The following is a 20,800-nucleotide window of genomic DNA, read 5'->3' on the forward strand; positions in this document are numbered from 1 at the left end:
TGTCGACCGGCCGTCAGAAGAGGAGAAAAACGTGGGTTTGTTCAAATTTATCAAGGATGCCGGCGCCAAGATCTTCGGCGGAAGCGCCGCTGCCGCCACTCCGGAAAAGCTGCAGCAGGAGGTTCAGGGTCACGGTTTCGATGCGAGCAAGCTCGGGATCAAGGTTGAGGGCGATCAGGTGAAGCTGTCGGGTGAGGCCGTCAGCCAGGAGGAGGCCGAGAAGATCATCCTCTCCCTTGGCAACACCTATGGGGTGGCCGAGGTCGATACCTCCGACCTCCAGATCCAGCAGCCTTCCGCTCCCTCGACCATGTACACGGTCCAGAAGGGCGACACCCTCTGGGAGATCGCCGAAAAGCACTACGGCAAGGGCAAGGGCGCGAAGTACACGGAAATCGTAAAAGCCAATTCGCCGCCGGTGAAGGATCCGGACATGATCCAGCCGGGCTGGGTTTTGCGCATCCCGCCCCTTTCGTAAGACCCGGTCCGATTGCGTTCCTCCCTGCCAAGCCGGTATGAAGCAGGGATCGCAGGGAGGAATCTTTCATGAGCGAAGCAGTGCCCGTCATCGATCTCGACCGTGAGGCCGTCAAGCAGGGGCTTCGTGAGGCCTCGTTCGTTCTGGTCGACGTGCGCGAACCCCATGAGTTTGCCGCAGGCCACATCCCGGGAGCCGTGTCGCATCCGCTCTCGTCCTTCGATCCCTCGGCTCTGCCGGAGGGCAAGCGAATCGTCTTTTCCTGTGCGGCGGGGGTCCGATCCGTTCGGGCCATCGAGGCCGCGCAGGCCTCCGGCCGCGACATCCGCGAGCACTACAAGGGCGGATTCAAGGATTGGGCTGCGGCGGGCGAGCCTGTCGAGTAAGCCGCCGGCAGCCGCAGATCACATAGATGTGTTCTAAAGTAGAGTGCTCAAGCTTGCGCAGATATGCGCTAATGCCAGCCTGCCGGCGGTGGTTCGCGAGGGATGCCATCGGTCGTGCCTATGAGGGAAGACATAAATGAAGCGTACTCTTTTCGTTGCCGGCCTTCTGGCGCTCGGCGCAACTGCAGCCATCTCCCAGAGCGATGTCGTTACACAGCGTCAGGCTCTGATGAAGGAGATGGGCGCGCAGACCCGGCCCATCGGCGCCATGATGCGTGGCCAGGAGGCGTTCGACCTCGCAAAGGTTCAAGCCAGCCTCAAGGTTCTTGCGGAAAACCCCAAGAAGTTCGTGACCCTGTTCCCGGAGAGCTCGAAGAACGCCGAGAAGACCGAGGCGTTGCCGTCCATCTGGGAGAACAAGGCCAAGTTCGAGTCCTATGGGATGAAGGCGAGCCAGGATGCCCAGACGGCCATGACCACCATCAAGGATGAGGCCTCCTTCAAGACGGAGATGCCGAAGGTGCTTCAGAACTGCGGCACCTGCCACAACGAGTTCCGGAAGAAGAGCTCGTAAGGTTTTCGAACGTCACGATGGGCGGCCTTTGGGCCGCCCGTTTCATTTCAAGGAGGATCGATGCGTAAAGCGCTCGTCGGGCTGATTGCTCTGGCTGTTTTCGGTGTGCTCGGTTTCCTGGCTCTCACATCGCCTTCGGCCTATCGCGTCATCCGGGCAGAGGCGCCGGCTCCCAGCGGCAATAGAAGCCCCGACCTGGAGAACGGCCGCATCATGTTCTATGCGGGAGGCTGCACCTCCTGCCATGCCACCCCGAACCAGGACGACAAGCTGCGGCTGGGCGGCGGCTATGCCTTGAAATCCCCCTTCGGCACCTTCCACGTGCCGAACATCTCGCCCCACAAGCAGGACGGCATCGGCGGCTGGAGCACGGCCGATTTCATCCGCGCCATGCATGAGGGCACGTCCCCGGACGGACGTCACTATTATCCGGCCTTTCCCTACACGTCCTATCAGAGGATGAGCGCCGACGACCTGTCGGACCTGTTCGCGTTCATGCAGACGCTCGCCCCCGTCGAGGGCCGCGCGCCCGGCCATGAGCTGCCGTTCCCCTTCAACATCCGCCGCGGCGTCGGCCTCTGGAAGCTCGCCTTCCTGGACGGGCAGACCTTCAAGCCCGATCCGTCCAAGTCCGCCAGCTGGAATCGAGGCGCCTATCTGGTGAACGGGCCCGGCCATTGCGCCGAATGCCACAGCGAGCGCAACGTGGCAGGCGCCATCGTCGACGACCGCCGCTTCGCAGGCGGGCCCGATCCGGAGGGCAGGGGCGTCGTTCCCAACATCACCCCGCACCAGACCGGCATCGGCGGCTGGGCGCCTGAGGAACTGGCGACGCTGCTCAAGACCGGCGAGACGCCGTTGTTCGATACGGTCGGTGGGCCGATGGGGGATGTGGTGCGCAACACCGCGCAACTGCCTGATGCCGACCGTCAGGCCATGGCGGAGTACCTGCTCTCGCTGCCGCCGAGGCCCGGCTTCAAAGGACCGGAATAAGGGTGGCCTGCCTTTTCGGGCAGGCTCAGTCCATCACGGCGGCCTTGAGGATGCAGACCATGGTGGCGCGGCCCAGCGCATTGCCGACGCAGCGCACGGAATGGGGCCGGTCGCAGCGGTAGCGCAGGCTTTCGCCGGCCTTGGCCTGCTGCACGACGCCGCCGACCTCCACCTCGAACTCCCCCTCCAGGACGGACAGGCATTCGACGGAGCCGCGCTGGTGGCTGTCGGAGTCGAGCACGCCGCCGGGCTCCGACTGCACGTCGTACCATTGCAGCCACTCGATGGTCTTGAGCCAGCCGATGATCGCCAGGCGCATCTTGCCGTCCTCGGAGACGAGGATCGGTGTATCGGCCTTCGAGGACTTTTCGATGAAGGGCTCTTCGTCGCCCGATGCCAGGACGCGCTCGATGGATACGTCCAGGGCCTGGCTCAGCCGCCAGATGGTGGCGAGCGTCGGATTGGTCTCGTTGCGCTCGATCTGGCTGATGATCGATTTCGCCACGCCCGACTGCTCGGCAAGCTCCGACAGGGACAGGTTGTAGGCCTTGCGCAGCCGCTGGATGGTCTTGCCCATGTTGCCGGACAGAACCTGCGCGCCTGTTTCCAGGTCCCGGCTCCGCTCTTTGCCTTCAACGCCCATCAGCTGCCTCTGTCCTGAAAAACCGAACGTTCGTTCCTCAAAGCGGTTGTGGGGTAATCGGCCGGACCGGTCAAGCGCCGGAGAGGTCGCGGGCTTCCTTTTCCGCTCAGTCTCGGCCCTGCCTAGACTCCTGGCCGCTGGGGAGAAGCCTGGAACTCCTTGGTGCGCAGAAGGCCGATCCGGTGCTCGCGCCAGACGATGAACAGGCCCGTCGCGGTGACGATGCTGGCTCCGGTCAGCATGGTAAGGGTCGGCAGGTCGCCGAAGACGAACCATCCGAACAGGAGCGCCCAGATCATGGTGGTGTACTCGAAGGGCGCGATCACCGAGGTATCCGCATAGCGATAGGATTGCGTGACCAGGATCTGCCCGACCCCGCCCAGGAAGCCGACCACGATGAACAGGGCGAGATCCGGCGCATCCGGCATGCGCCAGCCGAACGGGATGGTGAAGAGCGAGAGGGCCGACGCGAGGATGAAGAAGTAGAAGACGATGGCGCCCGTCTTTTCGGTCGCGGTGAGGCGGCGCACCTGGATCATGGCGCCTGCGGAGCAGAAGGCTCCCGCCAGGGCGCAGATGGCTCCGAGCGTCGGCCCCGCGCCCAGCCCTCCGGCAAAGGTCTCAACCTTCAGGTAGGGCGAGAGCATGATCAGAACGCCCACGAACCCCACGGCCACCGCGGTCCAGCGATAGGCGCGCACCGTCTCGTTGAGGAGAAGGGCCGCCAGGATCACGACGATGAGCGGAGAGGCATAGCCGATGGCGATTGCTTCATGGAGGGGCAGGTAGGTGAGGGCCGCAAAGCCGAGATACATGCCGCTCGTGCCGATGAAGCCGCGCTTGAAGTGGCCGACGACGTTCTTGGTTCGCACGGCGTTGATGAGGTCCCCCTGCCACTTGAGCCAGACGAGAAGCGGCAACAGGGCAAAAGCCGAGCGGAAGAAGACGATCTCTCCGACAGGGTAGCGGGCGGTGAGCGTCTTGAGGGTTGCCGACATCATCGTAAAGACGAGAGCGGACAGAACTTTGAGGGAGATCCCCAGGAGAGGTTTCACTGTTGGCGTGTTTTTCGGCGGTCGAGTTGCTCGTGAAGGCATGCAACCAACCACGGAGAGGCCGCCGCGTGAAGACCCAAACAGTCCCGCAGGCCCTGCACCGGGTGCATGGGCTCAGGACCGGGCGGCCCGCGAGCTTTTGATGCGCGAGCGTATGTAGCCAAGCGCAGTCAGCACCAGCCATGCAGTCTGTGTAACGAAAGAGGCTAAATTGAAATCGTACAGCAAGGAATAAAGAATAAGCAGTGCGCCGAGCGCATTGAGAAGCGCGTAGCGGCTATCCTCTACTTTCAGAATGGCCAATTGCAACAGCCCGTATGCCGACAGATAGGCTGCAACTCCGATCAGCCCTATGAGATCAGGTACGTTCATCAATGCTCCTCGCCAGATCCGAAAAAGGGCCTTTACGGCAATTCGATCCGCCTTGGAATGAACTTTCTGCCTGACCCGCGCCTGTCGCGAACTGAGGATCCGGCATCAGTCCAGCCGATTTGAGGTCGGATGATCGGTGGAGCGTCACAAATCTGCAGGAGAACCGTCACGGAGGCGAGATGCGAATCCTGTTTGTCTGAAGCCGGCAAGCTCGTTGAGGAGGTCGCATGGCTCAGGAAGTCAACGCTGTCCGCGTCCGTACGCTGTTCCTGTCGGATCTCCACCTTGGAACCAAGGGGTGCCAGGCCGGCACCCTGCTGGAATTCCTCAAGGCCTACGATGCGGACACCATCTACCTCGTGGGCGACATCGTCGACGGATGGCGCCTGAAGTCGGGCTGGTACTGGCCGCAATCCCACAACGACGTGGTCCAGAAGCTCATGCGCAAGGTCCGCAAAGGCGCGCGGCTCGTTTATATCCCGGGCAATCACGACGAGTTCCTGCGCGATTACATCGGCGTCAATCTGGGCGGCATCGAGCTGGCGGACCATGCCCTGCACGAGACGGCGGACGGAAAGCGCTACCTGGTGATCCATGGGGACCAGTTCGATCTCGTGGTCCGGCACGCCCGCTGGCTCGCGCTTCTCGGGGATGGGGCCTATACGGCCGCCCTGTTCATCAACACCCATCTCAACATCGTGCGACGCAGGCTCGGCCTGACATACTGGTCCCTCTCGTCCTGGGCCAAGCTGAGGGTCAAGAACGCCGTGAACTACATCAGCCGCTTCGAGGAGCTTCTGGCCGCGGAGGCCCGGCGCCAGGACGCGGACGGGGTGATCTGCGGCCATATCCATCACGCGGCGATGCACGAGCAATTCGAGATCTCCTACGTGAACACCGGCGACTGGGTCGAATCCTGCACGGCGGTGGTGGAGCACTACGACGGCTCCCTGCAGCTGATCCGCTGGGCGGAAGCAGGGCAGGAGCAAGCCGCCGCCGAAACCATCGCCATCGAAACGGTCAGCGAGAGAGCAGCCTGATGCGCCTGCTGATCGCAACGGATGCGTGGCATCCCCAGGTCAACGGGGTCGTGCGCTCCCTCGAGCATATGGCCGCAGAGGCGCCCCGCTTCGGCGCCGAGGTGGTGTTTCTCACGCCGGAACGCTTCCGCTCCGTACCCATGCCGTCCTATCCTGAGATCCGCCTCTCCCTCGTGGGGCCGGGGGGCATGGCCCGCGCGCTCGACGAAGCCGGGCCCAGCCATGTGCATATCGCCACGGAAGGGCCTGTCGGTCTTGCCATGCGGCTCGCCTGCGGCCAGCGGGGGCAGGCCTTCACCACGAGCTACCACACGCGGTTTCCCGAATACGTGGCAGCCCGCACCCGGATCCCCGAAGCCTGGTCCTACCGCGCCCTGCGCCGGTTCCATCAAGGCGGAAAGGCCATGATGGTGAGCACGCCTTCCCTCGAGCGAGAGCTGGCGGGATGGGGCTTCAGGAACATCATGCGCTGGACGAGGGGGGTGGACACCTCCCTGTTCCGGCCCCGCAACGAGCGCGTTCTGGACGCGGCCTCGCCGGTCTTCCTCTATGTGGGGCGCGTGGCCGTGGAGAAGAACCTGGAGGCATTCCTGAGCCTCGATCTTCCCGGCACGAAGGTAGTCGTGGGCGACGGACCCGCCCGTGGGTGGCTCGAAGGCAAATACCCGGAGGCCCGCTTTCTGGGAACGCTCGTGGGGGAGGAACTGGCGCGCGTCTACGCGTCCTCGGACGTGTTCGTCTTTCCAAGCCTCACCGATACCTTCGGCATCGTCCTCATCGAGGCGCTGGCGTCCGGCCTGCCGGTTGCGGCCTTTCCGGTCACCGGTCCTGCGGACGTCATAGGCGCGTCGGGCTGCGGCGTTCTGAGCGAGGATCTGCGGGAGGCCGCTCTCGCGGCGCTGGCCATCCCGAAGGACAGGTGCCGGGCCTATGGCGAAACGTTCACCTGGCGTGAAAGCGCCAGGCAGTTCTTCTCGAACATCGAGAAGGCTCACGCCGAGCGGTAACGGAGGCCTGAGCCGGCCTACATCAGGAAGGCGGGGTGCGGATGGGCGCGGGGGGACGGTTCATCGTCGAAGGGGCCTTGCCCGGATGAGGCTTCCTGCCGATCCGCCGGAGTCTCGCACTGCCGCAACAGGCCCTGGATGCGGCCCTCCAGGTAATGCAGGGTCCGGACCATGCGCTTGATGCGCTGCTGCGCCGCCGCCTCGAACTCGGCATCCGACAGGCCGTTCAAGGGGTCGTCGGCTTCTATCGCCGGAAGCGAGCGGACGTCTTCCTTGGTCCGACGGATGGCGGAGGCCATCTCCTCCAGGTCGGCCTTCAGCCCTGCGATCCCTGTTCCGCCGGTATCCGGGTGCTTGAGGCGGTCCACGGCTTCCAGGACGAGCCGGGTGTCCGCATTGCGGTTACGCCGGGCGTATTCCTTCAGGAACCAGCGTCCGCGGGCGGTTTCCATGACGGCTGCTTCGATGGTGTCGAAATCCAGATCGCCGAACGTGACGTCCTTGTCTTCATCGGGCATGGTAACGCAGTCCATCTCTGCCAGGGTATGATTCCTCCTCAACAGATGTGTGCAAAGCGCAGGCCAGCTCAACCCCTTTGGTGCCGTTAGGGAAAGTCTTGCACCGCGTTCTTGCTCCTTCGGCTCCTTTTCAGCGTTTCCCAGAAGATCTCTTCCTCCATGCACTCGCTCAAAGCTCTCGAACTCCGCCTGGGTGCGTTGCACGCTGCCAGCTTCACCAGCCATGGAATCTACCTGCCGTTCTTTCCCCTCTGGCTGCAGAGCAAGAGCCTGTCTCCAACCCTCATCGGGCTCGTCGTCGCGATCCCCATCATCGTTCGGATCCTGGCCACCGCGCCGCTCCTGAGCCTTGCCGACCGCTCGTTCGGGGCAAGGCGGCTGCTCCTGGGCAGCCATCTGGGGCAGCTGATCGGCTTCCCCCTGTTCATGCTTGCGGACAACAGCGTCGCGATCATCGCCCTGGTGGCCCTCGTGGCCGTGGCGCAGGCCTGCGTCATACCGGGCAACGATCTCGTGTCGACCAACGCGGTCCAGGGGCATCCGGGCCTGAACTACGGCCGGGTCAGGGGCGCCGGCTCCGTGGCGTTCTTTCTCGCCAACATTGCGGGCGGATATTTGGTCGGAGCCTTTGGGGCCGACGTGGTGATCGTGGCGCTGACCCTTATTCCCGTTCTCGGGATTGCCGCGACACTCGGGGCGGTTCCGCATGAGGCCCCGGAGCCCTCGCCTGACCCTGAAACCCCGAAGCCCGCAGGCTCGCCGAAGCTGTCCGGGGTCCTATGGCTGCTGCTGATTGCAGGCGCGGTGACGCAGGGCAGCCATGGGGCGCTCAACGCCTTCGCCAGCATCTACTGGCGCTCCATCGGCTTTTCCGACGAGGTCATCGGGTATTTCTGGGCCGCAGGCGTGGTCGCCGAGATCCTGGTTTTCGTCTTTCTGGGGCGGGCGGTGGGCCGTGGTTCGGGACTGGGCCTGATCCTCATCGGGTCGGCTGCGGCGGCGGTCCGGTTCACGATCTTCTCGCTCCAGCCGGGGGCCGAGCTCACCTTTGTCCTTCAGACCATGCACAGCCTGTCCTTCGCGGCGACCCATATCGGCACCATGGCGGCCCTCACGGCGCTTGCTCCCATGCAGGCGAGGGGGCGGGCCCAAGGGATCTACGGCTCCCTGGCCGCGCTCACGACGGCAGGATCCACCATCGTCAGCGGCTTGATCTACAAGGACGGGGGCGCCGCCGTGTTCGCCGCGATGGCTCCCCTGGGAGCCATCGGCTTCATCCTGACGCTGGTCGCCGTCCGCCAGCTGAAGGCTCAGCCCCAGAGGGACGGCTCCGGCGGATAAACGATGCTGCCCTCATATTTGAGGCCGGGCTCCCGGTCCCGGGCGAGCAGAAGCGGCCCGTCGAGATCCACGAAGCGGGCCCGTGGGGCGTGCACCAGGGCAGGCGCCATGGCAAGCGAGGTGCCGACCATGCAGCCGATCATGAGCGAGAAGCCCTTCGCCTCGGCTGCGTCGGCGAGAGCCAGGGCCTCCGTGAGGCCGCCCGTCTTGTCGAGCTTGATGTTGACCACCTCGTAGAGCCCTGCCAGCCGGTCGAGGCTCGCCCGGTCATGCACGCTCTCATCCGCAAGGATCGGAACGGGGCGGGAGATCCGGCCCAGAAAATCGTCGGCTTTCGCAGGCAGGGGCTGTTCCACCAGGGCATAGCCGTCCTCCGCGCAGGCGGCGAGGTGCCGTTCCAGGTTCTCCTCGGTCCAGCCCTCGTTGGCGTCGGCGATCAGGGTCGCCTGCGGGGCTGCCCGGCGAACCGCCCTGATGCGCTCGATATCGCCGTCGGGGGCACCGAACTTCACCTTGAGGATGGGACGGCCCGCGGCCTTCGCGGCGGCCTCGGCCATCTCCTCCGGGGAGCCGAGGCTGATCGTGTAGGCGGTGGTCACAGGGGGCCAGCGGTTCAGGCCGGCCGTCACATGGGCACGGATCCCTGAACGCTTCGCATCGAGATCCCACAGGGCGCAATCGACCGCATTGCGGGCCGCCCCGGCGGGCATGAGATCCTGAAGAGCCTCCCGGGTCAGCCCCTCCTCGATGCGGGGTCGGATGGCTTCGATGGCTGCCGCCACGCCCTCCACGGTCTCGCCATAGCGGGGGTAGGGCACGCATTCCCCGTGGCCGGTGGCCCCGTCCTCCGTGATCGTGGCCGTCACCACGACAGCTTCGGTGCGCGATCCCCTGGCGATGGTGAACTTTCCCGCGATGGGAAAACGGTCTATGGAAACGGTGAGCTTGCGCATTCTCTCGGCTTCTCGGTTAACTACGTCTCGACTTGTGGCGCAGTGACACGCTATCACCAAGCGGAATCAACGCCGGAAGGATGATCGTGGCGCAGAGCACCTTGGCTCAAGAGCCGCAAGTCAGGATCGAGCACTCTGGGGACACGGTGACCGCCAGGCTTGCGGGCCACTGGACGGCTCAGCATGCCCGGAGGGTCGAGAGCTTGGCGGGCGAGATCGCCGCCGAGGCCGGCCGGCATTCCACCGTCATCGATCTCGCCGGGGTGGAGCGGCTCGACACCCTCGGGGCCTGGATCCTCGATCGGACCCGGCATGAGCTGGGCGCCGGAGGCTCCGCCGATCTGGTGAACGCCACGGACGAACAGCGGATCCTCCTGGGAGAAGCCGCCTACCGCGATTTCGACAAGCGGCCGAAGCCCCGGCACTCCAGGTTCGTGGATTTGCTCGTGGATGTGGGCCAGAGCGTTGCGGGTGCCGGTCGCGACATGGTCGGCGGCGTCGGCTTCCTCGGCGAGCTCATGTCCGCCCTTGTCCGGGTGATCCTGCATCCCCGGCGGTTCCGGGGCACGGCGGTGATCAACCAGTTGGAGCAGATCGCCTACAAGGGCGTCCCGATCATCGTCCTGATCTCCTTCTTGGTCGGCTGCATCGTCTCGCAGCAGGGCATCTTCCAGCTGGTCAAGTTCGGCGCGACCCCGTTCGTGATCGACCTGATCGGCATCCTGGTCCTGCGCGAGCTGGGCGTTCTGCTGACCTCCATCATGGTCGCGGGCCGCTCCGGCTCGGCCTTCACGGCCGAGATCGGCTCCATGAAGATGCGGGAGGAGATCGATGCCCTGCGGGTCATGGGCCTAGACCCCATGGAGGTCCTGATCGTCCCCCGCATCATGGCCCTGATCATCGGCCTTCCCCTCCTGACCTTCATCGCCTCCATCGCGGCGCTGGTGGGCGGCGGCGTGACCACCTGGATCTACGGCGACATCAGCCCCGACGTCTTCCTCACCCGCCTGAGGGCAGCGGTCGGGCTCAATACCTTCCTGGTGGGCCTCATCAAGGCGCCCTTCATGGCGCTCATCATCGGGATCATCGCCACCCTGGAAGGCCTGGCCGTGCAGGGCTCTGCCGAGTCGCTCGGCCGGCATGTGACCTCCTCGGTGGTGAAGGCGATCTTCATGGTCATCGTGCTCGACGGCCTCTTTGCCATGTTCTTTGCAGCCATCAGGTTCTGAAACGATGCTCGACAGGCACCATCCCGACCATGCTTCGAACCGCGACGTGATCATCCGCGCGCGCGGCGTCGAGGTCGGCTTCGGGGAGAAAACGATCCTGAAAGGGCTGGACCTTGACGTCTACCGCGGCGAGATCCTCGGCTTCGTGGGCGGCTCCGGCCAGGGCAAGTCCGTCCTGACCCGGGCCATCCTGGGGCTTGTCCACAAGCGGGCCGGCACCATCGAGGTGCTGGGCCAGAACCTCGACGAGCTGTCTTCCGCCGAGCGCACCCTGCTGGAGCGCCGCTGGGGCGTGCTGTTTCAGCAGGGTGCGCTCTTCTCCGCCCTGACGGTCAAGCAGAACATCCAGGTGCCCATGCGGGAGTACCTTGGCCTCTCGGATCGGCTGCTCGATGAACTCGCCATGCTCAAGATCGAGATGGTGGGGCTGAACCCGGATGCGGCGGACAAGCTGCCGTCCGAACTCTCCGGCGGCATGATCAAGCGCGCGGCCCTGGCGCGGGCATTGGCCCTCGATCCGGACATCGTCTTCCTCGACGAGCCGACCTCCGGCCTTGACCCCATCGGCGCCGGCGAGTTCGACGAACTCATTGCGACGTTACAGCGGACTTTAGGCCTCACCGTATTCATGGTAACGCATGACCTGGATAGCCTTTATTCTGTCTGCGACCGGATAGCGGCTTTGGGCGAGGGCAAAATTCTCGCGGAGGGTCCCATCGAGGCGATGCTGGCATCAGATCACCCATGGCTCCGCTCTTATTTTCACGGTAAACGGGCTCGCGCGGTCATGGCCGGCGGCGCGTAAGGGTAACGATGGAAACGCGTGCAAACTATGCCTTGATCGGCCTGTTCACCCTGGCGGTGATCGCAGCCGCCTTCGGGTTCGTCTACTGGTTCTCCGGTGGTGAGCGCGGGCAGGCTCGCCAGAGCATCCGCATCGTGTTCTCCGGGTCGGTGGCAGGGCTGTCCCAGGGGTCGAGCGTGTCGTTCAACGGCCTGCGGGTCGGCGAGGTCACCGAGATCAGCCTCCTGCCCGAGGACCCGCGCCGGGTCGTCGGCATCGTCCAGGTGGACGGCAACACCCCGGTCCGCTCGGACACCCGCGCCCGCCTGGAGTACCAGGGCCTGACCGGCGTGGCGAATATCGGCCTGACTGGTGGCGAGCCGGGTGCTCCTCCGCTGGCGGCAGGCCCCGGCCAGCCCATGCCGACGATCTTTGCCGACCGCTCCGACTTCCAGGACCTCATCGAAACGGCCCGCAACATCGCCCGCCGGGCCGACGACGTGCTGGAGCGGGTCGGCCGGGTGGTAACCGACAACGAGGGCTCCATCAGCCGCACGATCCAGAACGTGGAGCGCTTCTCCCAGGCGCTCGGCGAAAACGCGGAGGGCATCGACCGCTTCCTGGCCCAGGTGGGGCAGGCGGCCGAGAAGGTCGGCCCCTTGGCCGAGAAGCTCGAAACCCTGGCGACGAACGTGGATGCGGTGGTCCGGGCCGTCGAGCCTCAGCGGGTCTCCCGCATCGTCGAGAGCGTCGACAACTTCGCCATGGCGCTCGGCGAAAGCCGGCAGGCCATCAACAACACCCTGCGCAATGCGGAGAGCCTGACCGCCCGCCTGAACGATACGGCGCCCAAGCTCGACAGCGCCATCGGCGACATTTCCAACATCGCCAAGGCGGTCGATCCGGCCAAGATCGGCCGTACCGTCGACAAGGTCGACCAGGTGGCGCAATCCATCGACAGCCAGCGCGTGTCACGCATCGTGGAGAACACGGACAACTTCACCAGGGCTCTGGGCGAGAACCGGCAGGCCATCGACAGCGCCCTGCGCGACGCGTCGAGCCTCATCGCCCGCCTCAATGAGAGCGCGCCGAAGCTCGATGTGGCCCTGACCGAGTTCGCGAACATCACGCGGGCTATCGATCCGGCCAAGCTCGGGCGCACGGTCGAGAGCGTGGACACCTTCACGCAGACCCTGGCCCGCCGCAGCCCCGACGTCGACAAGGCGATCCTGGAGGCGCGGGCGATCACCGAAAAGCTCAACAAGTCCGCCGACCGGATCGACAGCGTGCTGGCGGGAGCGGAGAAGTTCCTCGGCTCGGCCTCGGGCGAATCGGGGAAGGGGGCGTTTGACGAGATCCGCGCCGCCGCAGTCTCGGTGCGGGAGCTTGCCGAAGACCTGAACCAGCGCACCGCCGGGATCCAGGGCGTTCTCTCCGGCGTCGGCCGCTTCACGGATTCGGGCCTGCGGGAATACGAGTCCCTGGCCGTGGAAGGCCGCAGGACGCTGAACGACATCAGCCGCGCCGTGCGGAGTATTGAACGTAATCCACAGCAGTTTCTTTTCGGTGGCCGTTCGAACCTCCCCGAGTACAATGGACGCCGTTAAGTAACCAGTATGCGTGGATCCTCTGTGTTGACCTCACCAACCGATCGAGCCTGGCTGCTCCGGCGTTTTGCCCCGGTGCTGGTTCTGGCTGCCTTGGCGAGCGCCTGCTCGTCGGGATCCCCCCCGGCCACCTTCGATCTTTCGGCGCCCACCGCGCGGATCAGGGGTGCTGCCGGCGTCCAGGTGCTGGTGGCCGAGCCTGCGGCTCTGCAGACCCTCTCGACCCAGCAGATCCTCGTGAAGGATGCCAGCGGCTCCGTGTCGTTCATCGGGGGCGGGCAGTGGGCCGACAACCTGCCCCGCCTGATCCAGACTCGGCTGATCAACACCTTCGAGAACGCCTCCCAACTGCGGGGTGTCTCACGGCCGAGCAGCGGGGCGGTGGCGGACGTTCAGCTCGTGTCGGAGCTGCGCCGGTTCGAGATCGCGACCCCGGCCAACGAGGCGGCGGTCGAGATTTCGGTCAAGATCGTCAGCGACCAGAACGGGCGCATCGTGAACGGCCGGATTTTCAAGGCGAGCGTTCCTGCCACGGCGGTCGATGCGCCTAATGCAACCCGCGCCCTCGACGAGGCCCTGTCCGTCGTGATGCTCGACATCGTGCGCTGGGTGAGCAGCAGCCGCCTGCCGCGGCGTGAGGAGCCGGGCGAGGCGATGAGCGAGACCTCACCGGCCAGAGAGCCCGCTTAGGCAGAGCAGCTCCCAGAGGTTACTTCTCGTCCGATTCATGGAGCCATGCCCGGTATGCGCCGGGCATTTTCATGGGTGCCCGACCTCTTCACGCCGTTTCGGGGTTGCGCAACGGATCCTGGGACTGCCGGACGGGATAGCACTGGAACTCCCCTCCCTCACGAGCTACAGACCTGCCTGAGATAGGCTTCCTGCGAGCAAGCTGGATAGACGAGCCGCAACGCCAGCCCTCTTCCCCAGGCCTCGCGCCCGTCTGGAAACACTCTGTTCTGCAAGCGAGGAACATAAGGGCGTGTCCAGCTCTCCTCCCCCTTGTGGGGAGGAGTTGGATGTGTGGGCGATAACCTTTGACGGTGAGGCGCCTACACCCCCACCCTGGCCCTCCCCACAGGGGGGAGGGAAGCACGCGCTACACTCGTCATGCAATCCCGGATTCTGCTGCGCAGCCCCAGGATGACCCTTGCGGCAGGACCCAACAAAAAACGCGGCCCGAAAGCCGCGTTCCTTATTTTCCTATGATCGACCGGTTCAATCGAACCGGCCGCTGGCATGGGCCAGCATGGTATAGACCTTGCCGGTTTCCGAGGTGAGGTAGGTCTTGGTCAGCATGGAGTCCCGGTCGTCGCGGGAGACTTCGGCGAGCAGGCGCTCGAACTCTTCCACATACCGGTCCACCGTCTGCTTGAACTCATTGTCGGCGCGGTACTTGCGACGGATCTCCTCGAAGGTCTGCTGACCCTGGAGCGTGTAGAGGCGACGGGTGAACACGTTGCCTTCACCGCGCTTATAGCGGTCCCACAGCTCCACGGCCGCGTCGTGATCGATCATTCGGGCGATATCGACCGAGATCGAATCCAGGGATTCGAGGCTGTTGACCCGGGTGCGGTCGGGGCGCCCCCCTGAACGAGAATGTTCAGCGGTTTCCTCGCGGGAGGCGCGATTCAGGAGATCCGACAGCCAGCCGCCACGGGCGTTCGCCTCGCGGGCAGGGGCTTCCTCGCGGCGTGGGGCCGGACGCTCGGCAGCCGGAGGAGCCTGACGCACGGGGGCCGGAGCGGGTGCTGGTGCCGGAACCGGTACGGGAGCAGGCTTCGGTTCCGCCTGTCGGGCCACCGTCGGTGCAGGAGCGGGCGTCTGGGCGATCCGCTGCTCGACCGCCGCCGCAACGGCCGCCATGGTCGCCGCAACCGGGGTGTCGTTCACGGCCGTCCGGCGAGGCTGAGCGGCCGGAGCCGCATCGACCAGGCGACTGGAGCGGGACACCAGCGCCGAGAGCTCGTTGAGAGCCTTGATCTGGTCGGCGACGACCCGGCGCATGTTGGCCGTGGTCTCCTGGGTCTCCTGCGGCAGCTCGACGACGCCGCGGCGGAGCTCCGCCCGGGTGGCCTCGAGCTCGCGCTGGATCTGGCCGGTCATGCCGCGCAGCTCGCCCATGGTGTCGCGGAACTTCGCGGTGGCACTGCCCAGCGCCTCGGCCATCTCGGCGGCCGCCTGCTCGTAGGTGGTGCGCAGGGCCGCCGTGGTCCGCTCGCTCTCGACGCCGGTCGTGGCGCGGATGCGCTCGAACTGGTCTCCGATGGCGCTGGTGGTCGTCTCGGCGGCCTCGGCAAGGGCGGAGCCGATCTGGCGCGCCCTGGTCTCGGCATTCTCCAGCGAGCCCTCCACGAGAGTCGTGAAGGAGCGGGTGACGGAATCCAGATCCTGCGAGCGCTCGTTGATCCGGGCGAGAAGCTCGTCCAAGGCCTGCTGGCGGCTGGACAAAGCCTCGTTCATCCGGGCTTCGACCTGCTCCAGGGCGGCTGCCGCCTCGGTGAGGGCTTGCATCCGCTCGCGGGTGGTGTCGGTGAGCGCACGACCGCGCTCTTCGAGGCTCTGGGCCAGTTCCGCGGCCTGCTGGATGGCGCCCGACGATACGTTGCGAAGGGCGTCGACCTGCTCGGCCACCTGATCGGACGCGCGCCCCGTCTGGGATGCGATTTCCGAAAGCAGCGCCTCGATATGCTGAACGCGCCCGCCCAGGCCGTCCTCGACGGCGCCCAGATTGCTGCTGGCGGAGGCGGCAACCTGCTGGAGCACGCGGTTGGCCTCCTGCAGGCGGCCGAGCACATCCGTGAGCTCGCCGCGCAGGCGATCGTTGGCGCCGGTGAGGGTTTCGACCGTCCGCTCGGTGCCCTCGTCGATGGCGGTGCGCATCGCTTCGGTGGACTGCATGTAGGATGCGGTCAGCTCCATCGTGCGCTCCTGGAGCGACGACAGCATGGTGCTGCTGCGATCCTGAAGGCTCTCGATTACCGCATTGCTGCGCTCTTCGAGGCTGCGCAGGGTCGCGTCGCTGACGGCGGAGACCTCGCGGCCGAGCACCTCGCCATGGTTGCCGAGGGTCTCGACGAGGGAGGCCCCTTGCGTTTCGAAGATCGACCGGATCTCGCCGATGCGGCCGGTCAGGGACCCGAGGACGGCCTGACCTCGCTCGTCGATCGTCTCGGCCACGCCGCTCAGGCGATTGACCACCCGCTCCTCGAGCATCGTGACGCTCTGATCGAGAGCGGCGGCGACCTCTTCGGTGCGGCCAGCAAGCGTTGCGGCGATCTCTGCGGTGCGGTTGCCCAGGGTCTGGTCGATTTGGAACGCGCGGGCTCCCAGAGCCTCGGTGACCTCGTCGGCCCGGGTGCCGAGAACCTCGTTGATTGCCGTGATGCGCGCTTCCAGGGACTCCGCGATCTCGCCGGCGCGGGTGCCGAGGATCTGATCGATGGTGGCCGCGCGCGTATCGAGCGTCTCGCCGATTTGCTCCGCCTTGGACGCAAGGGCATCTGTGATGGAGCCGGTCTTGGCCGTGATCGCCTGGGTGATCTCGTCCACGCGGGCTTGCAGGGCGTTGGCCACGTCGCGGCTGCCTTCGGCCATGACGCGGGCCATCTCGCCGGTGCGCACCACGAGGGCTTCGTTGAGCGCCGTCGAGCGAGCGCCGAGAACGCTGTCGACCCGCTCCACGATGGTGTCGAAGTTGCCCGTGATCTCACCGGTGCGGCGGGACGCATGCTCCTCCAGGGCGGCAAGCTGGGCCTCGATGGCCGTTGTGGCTTCGCGAGCGCGCTCCGTGAACGACTCGGCGACGGTGCGGCCCTGAACCGTGATCAGGCGGTCCATCTCCTCAAGGCGGCCGGTGATCGTCTCGGTGAGGCTGCCCACGTCGCGGGAGATGCGGTCGGCCACATCGCCGCCGCGGCTCGTGACGTCCTCGAGGGCCGTGAGGCGAGCGCTGAGAACCTCTTCCATCTCGCGGGTGCGGCTGTCGACCGTGGTCGACAGGGTTTCGGCCGTGCGGTTGAGGGCCTCGTTGACGCGCGAGCCCTGGGTCGCGATGGCGAGCACGATGTCCTTGGCCGTGCTGGCCATGCGGTTCTGCGCTTCGTCCGTGTGGAGGGAGAGGGTCTCCGAGAACTCCTGGCCGCGGGACTCGAAAGTGGTGCGGAACTCCTCGACCTGGGTGCCCATGAGCTGCGAGATGCGCTCACCGGCCTCGGTGAGGCTGGTCTCCAGGGCCTGGCCCTGGACGGTGACGGATTCGCTGACGCGCTGGCTCGCCGTCTCGAGACGGGTGGCAAGATCGTCGACCCTGCTGCCGATGGCCTCGTCGGCGAGACGGACGGCGTTTTCGAGGTGCTCGCGCACTTCGCCGCCACGCTGGGTGATCTCGCGGGTCACGTCGGCGGCGGTGGTGGCCAGCCCGTCGCGGAACTCGCTGCCGCGCAGGACGATCTCCTCGACAACGCCGGTGCCGGTGCTGGCCAGCTGCTCGCGCAGGCTGCTGCCGCGGGTGGACAGCTCCTCGATGAGGGAACCGGCGGTGGTGGAGAATTCCTGGCGCAGGGCGACGCCACGGGTGTTCATGTCCTCGATCAGCGAGCCTGCCGTAAGGGCAAACTCGTCGCGCAGGCTGCCGCTGCTGGAGGCAAGCTCCTGAACGAGGGAGGCTCCGGTGGTGGACAGTTCCTGGACCAGCGACGTGCCGGTGGTGGACAGCTGCTCGCGCACGAGACTGCCGCTAGACAGGATTTCCGCGCTCACGGTGGAGCCTGCCGCTGCGATCTGATCGCGCATCTCGGCGGTGCGGGCCGAGATGTCGTCTGCGATCACGCCGCCGGTCGCGGCCAGCTTCTCGGTGATCTCGCTTCCGCGCTGCGCGAAGCTGTCCTCGAGGGTGCGGGCCGTCTGCTCGAAGGCTTCGCGCACGTCGTTGCCCTGCTGGGCGAGGGCATCGATGACGCCGCGGCCGGTCTCCGCGAGGGTGCGGGTCACCTGGCTTGCGCCTTCCTGGAGGTGGCGGGTCAGGAGGTCGCCGGTGCGCTCGAAGGCGCCGGTGATGTCCTGGGCCTTGCTCTCGAGGGAGTTCGTGATGGTGGTGCCGACGTCCGAGATCCCGTTCTTGATCTCCTCGCTGGAGCCCGAAAGGCGCTCCACCAGCTCCACGCCGCGGCTCGCCATTTCCTCGACGACGCGCTCGCCGGCGCGGCCAAGGGCCTGAGTGATGTGATCGCCCTGCCTCTCGAGCGAGGCCGTGACCTTGTCGCCCGCGCCGCTGACGGCGGAAACGACGCGCTCGCTGGCACCATCGAGATCCTGGATCAGGTTTTGATGCACGCCGGTGATCGAGCCGCGCACACGCTCGGCGTTGGACACGATGGCTTCGCGCTGGGCGACGAGTTCGTCGATCAGCGAGCGGATGCGGATTTCGTTGTCGGAATAGGCGCGCTCGAGGGTCGAGATCTCGCTGCGCACGAGGGTCTCGAGCTCGCCGGCGCGAGCCAGCGCCCGCTCGACGCCGTCGCCGACCGCCGCCACTTCACGGCGCACGGCCTGGGAGACGGACAGAACCGCGTCGGTGGAGAAGCTCTCGGGCTGGGCCAGGCGCATGGCCACTTCGCCGACCGCGCGCGCCACCATCTTCATCTCCTGGGAGCGGACGGTGAGCATGGCGGCGATGAAGAAGAGGAAGAGCGGAGCCACCAGCCCAACCGCGCCGAGGGCCAGCTGCGAGGTGGAGAAGGTGGTCAGAAGCTGCTCGGGGGTCGTGATGCCCTGCGAGTAGACGAGGGCGCCGACGCCGCCGAGCCAAAGGAGGGAGGCCAGGGTCGCCAGCACGTAGGCGCGACGGGAAGGGCGGAACTGAAGGGCTTGCAGCATCACGCCGACATTCTGGCGGTCGTCGTTGGCGACGGCGTTCCGGTCGGGGGCGACGAAGCCGGAGCGTGAGATGTCGTTCAGCCTGGGGTCGTGATCGTCCGCCTGGGCCGACAGGGAATCGGATCCGAGGCCGAAGGGGCCTCTGGTGAAATCATGGTCGTCGATATCGGGCAGCCTGGGCTCGGAAGAAGACTTGTCGTCCGAGCGCCCGGGCGTGTGAATGACGAATGTCTCGTCGAGGTTGAGCGCTTGCTCGACAGCCGACAGGGCTGCCTCCGCCGGGTCTTTCATCTTCTTCTTCTCGGTCGCCATGATCCGCCCTCGTGACGCAACTGATGATGCTCGAAGCCATCCCATCCTTGAAAAGAAAGGTGAATGCGTGGCTTCAGCCGGCGCGGATTCACCAGTCAAGGCGTCACCGCACGGTAATCTGTCATTTACCAAGTAAGTCTAGCGGCCGAACTGCAACAAGGAAACCCGATGTCCCCAGCCACTTGCGAACGTCGTTAACGGCTTAGTAACCTGCTCTACCGGGCAAATTGCGGCGAAAAGACGGCAGGTTTTGCGCTCATCTCTCGTCTTCCGGCGCAGTCTGTCATAAGTATGCGCCAGCAAGCAGGGGTCCGCAATGATCAAGATTACATTCATCGACGCCGAAGGCACGGCTCGCACCGTCGAGGCGGAGGAAGGCGCGACGGTCATGGAGACCGCCATCCGAAACGGCGTTCCGGGCATCGAGGCGGAGTGCGGGGGAGCCTGCTCCTGCGCGACCTGTCACGTCTATGTGGCCGAGGAGTGGGAGGATGCGACCGGTCAGCCCCAGCCCATGGAGGAGGACATGCTCGACTTCGCCTTCGACGTGCGCCCGAACTCGCGGCTGTCCTGCCAGATCAGGGTGCGTCCCGAACTCGACGGGCTTGTGGTCCATACCCCCACGCGTCAAGGCTGACCTGAAGACCCGGCTGATTGAGAGAAAAGGCTGACCTGGAGGCAAGCCCATGTTCAAGACGATCCTGGTTCCTGTCGATCTCGGTGAAGTGGAAGCGGCGAGGCCCGCCATCGACAAGGCCGTCGAACTTGCCAGGACCGCCGGCAGCACCGTGCGCCTGATCTATGTGCGGGCCATCGTGCCCGTGACCTATATGGAGTTCATGCCCCCTGCCTTCGACGATGCCCAGCAGGGCGAGGCGGAGACAAAGCTTGCCGAGCTGGCGGCAGGCGTGGGGCTTCCCCCGGAGCAGGTCTCGGCGGTGGTTCGCCTCGGCTCGGTCTACAACGAGGTTCTGGACGAGGCCGAGAAGACCGGCGCCGATCTCATCGTCATCGGCTCGCACCGGCCTACCATGGCGACCTACCTGCTGGGCTCCAACGCCGCCACCATCGTGCGCCATGCCGGTTGCTCGGTGCTGGTGGTGCGGACCTGACGAGAGCCCTTGCTTCATCCCTGGCGCTTCGAGCTTCAGCGCCGTGCCTAGGTTCCCCGCCTTCGCGGGGATGACGGTCAGGGTGCCGGCGTGGGTTCCGGACAGGTCGGGTACGCCTCAGGACGCCTTCGGCAGAAGCTCCTCCGGCAGCGCCTCCGAACGGAACGGGCGGGGCTTGTTGAGCCGGATCATCGGCTCGATCTGCCAGAAGCCCACGACCGCGAGGAGCGCACCCAAAAGCGCGACGTTCGTCGCGCCCATCTGATAAGCCTGCCAGATCAGGTAGGCCATGGCGAGAAGCGACGCGACGGCGATCGCCGAGGTGGGGAGCCACATGCCCCAGGGCTTTCCCGCCACGAGCTTGGCCTTCGGGTTGGCGCGAACGATGGCGTCGCACAGGGCATGGGTGAAGGCACGGTATTCCCGGGTCATCTCCTGGGCTTCGACCATGCTCTTCCAGTTGAGCGAGCAGAATTGCGCGATATCAGACTTCGTGTCACGATCAACAGCCGAGCTTGA

At 65.7% G+C, this 20,800-nt stretch carries 20 protein-coding genes; 13 read left to right on the forward strand and 7 right to left on the reverse strand.

The features are described from left to right. Positions 1-31: 31 nt before the first annotated feature. From lysM to JKG68_RS11670, 4 genes are all read left to right on the forward strand, one after another. Entirely contained in the window at positions 32-478 is a 447-nt protein-coding gene (lysM, locus tag JKG68_RS11655; protein ID WP_202059466.1) for a peptidoglycan-binding protein LysM, read from the forward strand. An 80-nt stretch (positions 479-558) separates the two neighbouring features. Next, a complete protein-coding gene (locus tag JKG68_RS11660; protein ID WP_202059537.1) occupies positions 559-864 on the forward strand; it encodes a rhodanese-like domain-containing protein in 306 nt (101 codons plus the stop codon). A gap of 136 nt (positions 865-1,000) precedes the next feature. Further along, entirely contained in the window at positions 1,001-1,438 is a 438-nt protein-coding gene (locus tag JKG68_RS11665; protein ID WP_202059468.1) for a c-type cytochrome, read from the forward strand. 60 nt (positions 1,439-1,498) lie between these two features. Beyond that, positions 1,499-2,431 (forward strand): c-type cytochrome, encoded by a 933-nt coding sequence (locus tag JKG68_RS11670; RefSeq protein ID WP_202059470.1) that lies wholly within the window; start codon positions 1,499-1,501, stop codon positions 2,429-2,431. A 25-nt stretch (positions 2,432-2,456) separates the two neighbouring features. Here JKG68_RS11670 and JKG68_RS11675 read toward each other — a convergent pair whose 3' ends face one another. The 3 genes from JKG68_RS11675 to JKG68_RS11685 all read right to left on the reverse strand — a co-directional run bounded on the left by JKG68_RS11675 (position 2,457) and on the right by JKG68_RS11685 (position 4,501). Then, a complete protein-coding gene (locus JKG68_RS11675; protein ID WP_202059472.1) occupies positions 2,457-3,074 on the reverse strand; it encodes a helix-turn-helix domain-containing protein in 618 nt (205 codons plus the stop codon). A 122-nt stretch (positions 3,075-3,196) separates the two neighbouring features. Beyond that, complete coding sequence (locus JKG68_RS11680; RefSeq protein WP_312890781.1) at positions 3,197-4,129, reverse strand: DMT family transporter; 933 nt, start codon at positions 4,127-4,129, stop codon at positions 3,197-3,199. A 114-nt stretch (positions 4,130-4,243) separates the two neighbouring features. Continuing rightward, on the reverse strand, positions 4,244-4,501 hold the full coding sequence (locus JKG68_RS11685) for a CBU_0592 family membrane protein (protein ID WP_202059477.1): 258 nt from the start codon (positions 4,499-4,501) through the stop codon (positions 4,244-4,246). A gap of 227 nt (positions 4,502-4,728) precedes the next feature. On the opposite strand from JKG68_RS11685, the gene JKG68_RS11690 reads away from it, so the two are divergent. Both JKG68_RS11690 and JKG68_RS11695 read left to right on the forward strand, forming a co-directional pair. Next, entirely contained in the window at positions 4,729-5,541 is an 813-nt protein-coding gene (locus JKG68_RS11690) for a UDP-2,3-diacylglucosamine diphosphatase (protein WP_202059479.1), read from the forward strand. Next, entirely contained in the window at positions 5,541-6,548 is a 1,008-nt protein-coding gene (locus tag JKG68_RS11695; RefSeq protein ID WP_281399111.1) for a glycosyltransferase family 4 protein, read from the forward strand. Before JKG68_RS11690 ends, JKG68_RS11695 begins: the two co-directional genes overlap by 1 nt. A 17-nt stretch (positions 6,549-6,565) precedes the next feature. Here the strand turns inward: JKG68_RS11695 and JKG68_RS34530 are convergent, their stop codons facing one another. Continuing rightward, entirely contained in the window at positions 6,566-7,066 is a 501-nt protein-coding gene (locus tag JKG68_RS34530; RefSeq protein ID WP_202059480.1) for a hypothetical protein, read from the reverse strand. 159 nt (positions 7,067-7,225) lie between these two features. Between JKG68_RS34530 and JKG68_RS11705 the strand changes: the two genes are divergently transcribed. Next, positions 7,226-8,407: an MFS transporter gene (locus JKG68_RS11705; RefSeq protein ID WP_202059482.1), complete on the forward strand. Its 1,182-nt coding sequence runs from the start codon at positions 7,226-7,228 to the stop codon at positions 8,405-8,407. Here JKG68_RS11705 and dgcA read toward each other — a convergent pair. Continuing rightward, positions 8,377-9,360 carry an N-acetyl-D-Glu racemase DgcA gene (dgcA, locus tag JKG68_RS11710; protein WP_202059485.1) on the reverse strand — a complete coding sequence of 328 codons (984 nt, stop codon included), beginning with the start codon at positions 9,358-9,360 and terminating at the stop codon, positions 8,377-8,379. The genes JKG68_RS11705 and dgcA overlap by 31 nt on opposite strands. 80 nt (positions 9,361-9,440) lie before the next feature. Here dgcA and JKG68_RS11715 point away from each other — a divergent pair, with 80 nt between their 5' ends. The 4 genes from JKG68_RS11715 to JKG68_RS11730 are packed head-to-tail and all read left to right on the forward strand — an operon-like array spanning position 9,441 to position 13,670. Next, complete coding sequence (locus JKG68_RS11715; RefSeq protein ID WP_202059487.1) at positions 9,441-10,589, forward strand: ABC transporter permease; 1,149 nt, start codon at positions 9,441-9,443, stop codon at positions 10,587-10,589. Positions 10,590-10,593: 4 nt separating this feature from the next. Further along, positions 10,594-11,394: an ABC transporter ATP-binding protein gene (locus JKG68_RS11720; protein WP_202059489.1), complete on the forward strand. Its 801-nt coding sequence runs from the start codon at positions 10,594-10,596 to the stop codon at positions 11,392-11,394. Positions 11,395-11,402: 8 nt separating this feature from the next. Next, entirely contained in the window at positions 11,403-12,980 is a 1,578-nt protein-coding gene (locus JKG68_RS11725) for an MCE family protein (RefSeq protein ID WP_202059491.1), read from the forward strand. Positions 12,981-13,004: 24 nt separating this feature from the next. Next, entirely contained in the window at positions 13,005-13,670 is a 666-nt protein-coding gene (locus tag JKG68_RS11730; protein ID WP_312890782.1) for an ABC-type transport auxiliary lipoprotein family protein, read from the forward strand. Positions 13,671-14,198: 528 nt separating this feature from the next. Here JKG68_RS11730 and JKG68_RS11735 read toward each other — a convergent pair. Beyond that, positions 14,199-19,169 carry an apolipoprotein A-IV repeat region-like domain-containing protein gene (locus JKG68_RS11735; RefSeq protein ID WP_202059495.1) on the reverse strand — a complete coding sequence of 1,657 codons (4,971 nt, stop codon included), beginning with the start codon at positions 19,167-19,169 and terminating at the stop codon, positions 14,199-14,201. A 316-nt stretch (positions 19,170-19,485) separates the two neighbouring features. Between JKG68_RS11735 and JKG68_RS11740 the strand changes: the two genes are divergently transcribed. Together JKG68_RS11740 and JKG68_RS11745 are read left to right on the forward strand one after the other, a co-directional pair. Beyond that, on the forward strand, positions 19,486-19,806 hold the full coding sequence (locus JKG68_RS11740; RefSeq protein ID WP_202059497.1) for a 2Fe-2S iron-sulfur cluster-binding protein: 321 nt from the start codon (positions 19,486-19,488) through the stop codon (positions 19,804-19,806). Between the two features lie 49 nt (positions 19,807-19,855). Beyond that, the gene (locus JKG68_RS11745; protein ID WP_202059499.1) at positions 19,856-20,281 is read left to right on the forward strand and encodes a universal stress protein; all 426 of its coding nucleotides are present in this window, start codon (positions 19,856-19,858) and stop codon (positions 20,279-20,281) included. A gap of 117 nt (positions 20,282-20,398) precedes the next feature. Here the strand turns inward: JKG68_RS11745 and JKG68_RS11750 are convergent, their stop codons facing one another. After that, a complete protein-coding gene (locus tag JKG68_RS11750; RefSeq protein WP_202059501.1) occupies positions 20,399-20,731 on the reverse strand; it encodes a hypothetical protein in 333 nt (110 codons plus the stop codon). Between the last annotated feature and the right edge of the window lie 69 nt (positions 20,732-20,800).

Origin of the sequence: Microvirga aerilata, assembly GCF_016743775.1 — a bacterium.
Lineage (GTDB): Bacteria > Pseudomonadota > Alphaproteobacteria > Rhizobiales > Beijerinckiaceae > Microvirga > Microvirga aerilata.

What these genes read in the sequence shown, in the direction of transcription:
- JKG68_RS11665 (WP_202059468.1), top strand. Translation starts at nt 1,001, where the DNA reads ATGAAGCGTACTCTTTTCGTTGCCGGCCTTCTGGCGCTCGGCGCAACT.
- JKG68_RS11670 (WP_202059470.1), top strand. Translation starts at nt 1,499, where the DNA reads ATGCGTAAAGCGCTCGTCGGGCTGATTGCTCTGGCTGTTTTCGGTGTG.
- JKG68_RS11675 (WP_202059472.1), bottom strand. Translation starts at nt 3,074, where the DNA reads ATGGGCGTTGAAGGCAAAGAGCGGAGCCGGGACCTGGAAACAGGCGCG.
- JKG68_RS11685 (WP_202059477.1), bottom strand. Translation starts at nt 4,501, where the DNA reads ATGAACGTACCTGATCTCATAGGGCTGATCGGAGTTGCAGCCTATCTG.
- JKG68_RS11690 (WP_202059479.1), top strand. Translation starts at nt 4,729, where the DNA reads ATGGCTCAGGAAGTCAACGCTGTCCGCGTCCGTACGCTGTTCCTGTCG.
- JKG68_RS11695 (WP_281399111.1), top strand. Translation starts at nt 5,541, where the DNA reads ATGCGCCTGCTGATCGCAACGGATGCGTGGCATCCCCAGGTCAACGGG.
- JKG68_RS34530 (WP_202059480.1), bottom strand. Translation starts at nt 7,066, where the DNA reads ATGCCCGATGAAGACAAGGACGTCACGTTCGGCGATCTGGATTTCGAC.
- JKG68_RS11705 (WP_202059482.1), top strand. Translation starts at nt 7,226, where the DNA reads ATGCACTCGCTCAAAGCTCTCGAACTCCGCCTGGGTGCGTTGCACGCT.
- dgcA (WP_202059485.1), bottom strand. Translation starts at nt 9,360, where the DNA reads ATGCGCAAGCTCACCGTTTCCATAGACCGTTTTCCCATCGCGGGAAAG.
- JKG68_RS11715 (WP_202059487.1), top strand. Translation starts at nt 9,441, where the DNA reads ATGATCGTGGCGCAGAGCACCTTGGCTCAAGAGCCGCAAGTCAGGATC.
- JKG68_RS11720 (WP_202059489.1), top strand. Translation starts at nt 10,594, where the DNA reads ATGCTCGACAGGCACCATCCCGACCATGCTTCGAACCGCGACGTGATC.
- JKG68_RS11725 (WP_202059491.1), top strand. Translation starts at nt 11,403, where the DNA reads ATGGAAACGCGTGCAAACTATGCCTTGATCGGCCTGTTCACCCTGGCG.
- JKG68_RS11735 (WP_202059495.1), bottom strand. Translation starts at nt 19,169, where the DNA reads ATGGCGACCGAGAAGAAGAAGATGAAAGACCCGGCGGAGGCAGCCCTG.
- JKG68_RS11740 (WP_202059497.1), top strand. Translation starts at nt 19,486, where the DNA reads ATGATCAAGATTACATTCATCGACGCCGAAGGCACGGCTCGCACCGTC.
- JKG68_RS11745 (WP_202059499.1), top strand. Translation starts at nt 19,856, where the DNA reads ATGTTCAAGACGATCCTGGTTCCTGTCGATCTCGGTGAAGTGGAAGCG.
- JKG68_RS11750 (WP_202059501.1), bottom strand. Translation starts at nt 20,731, where the DNA reads ATGGTCGAAGCCCAGGAGATGACCCGGGAATACCGTGCCTTCACCCAT.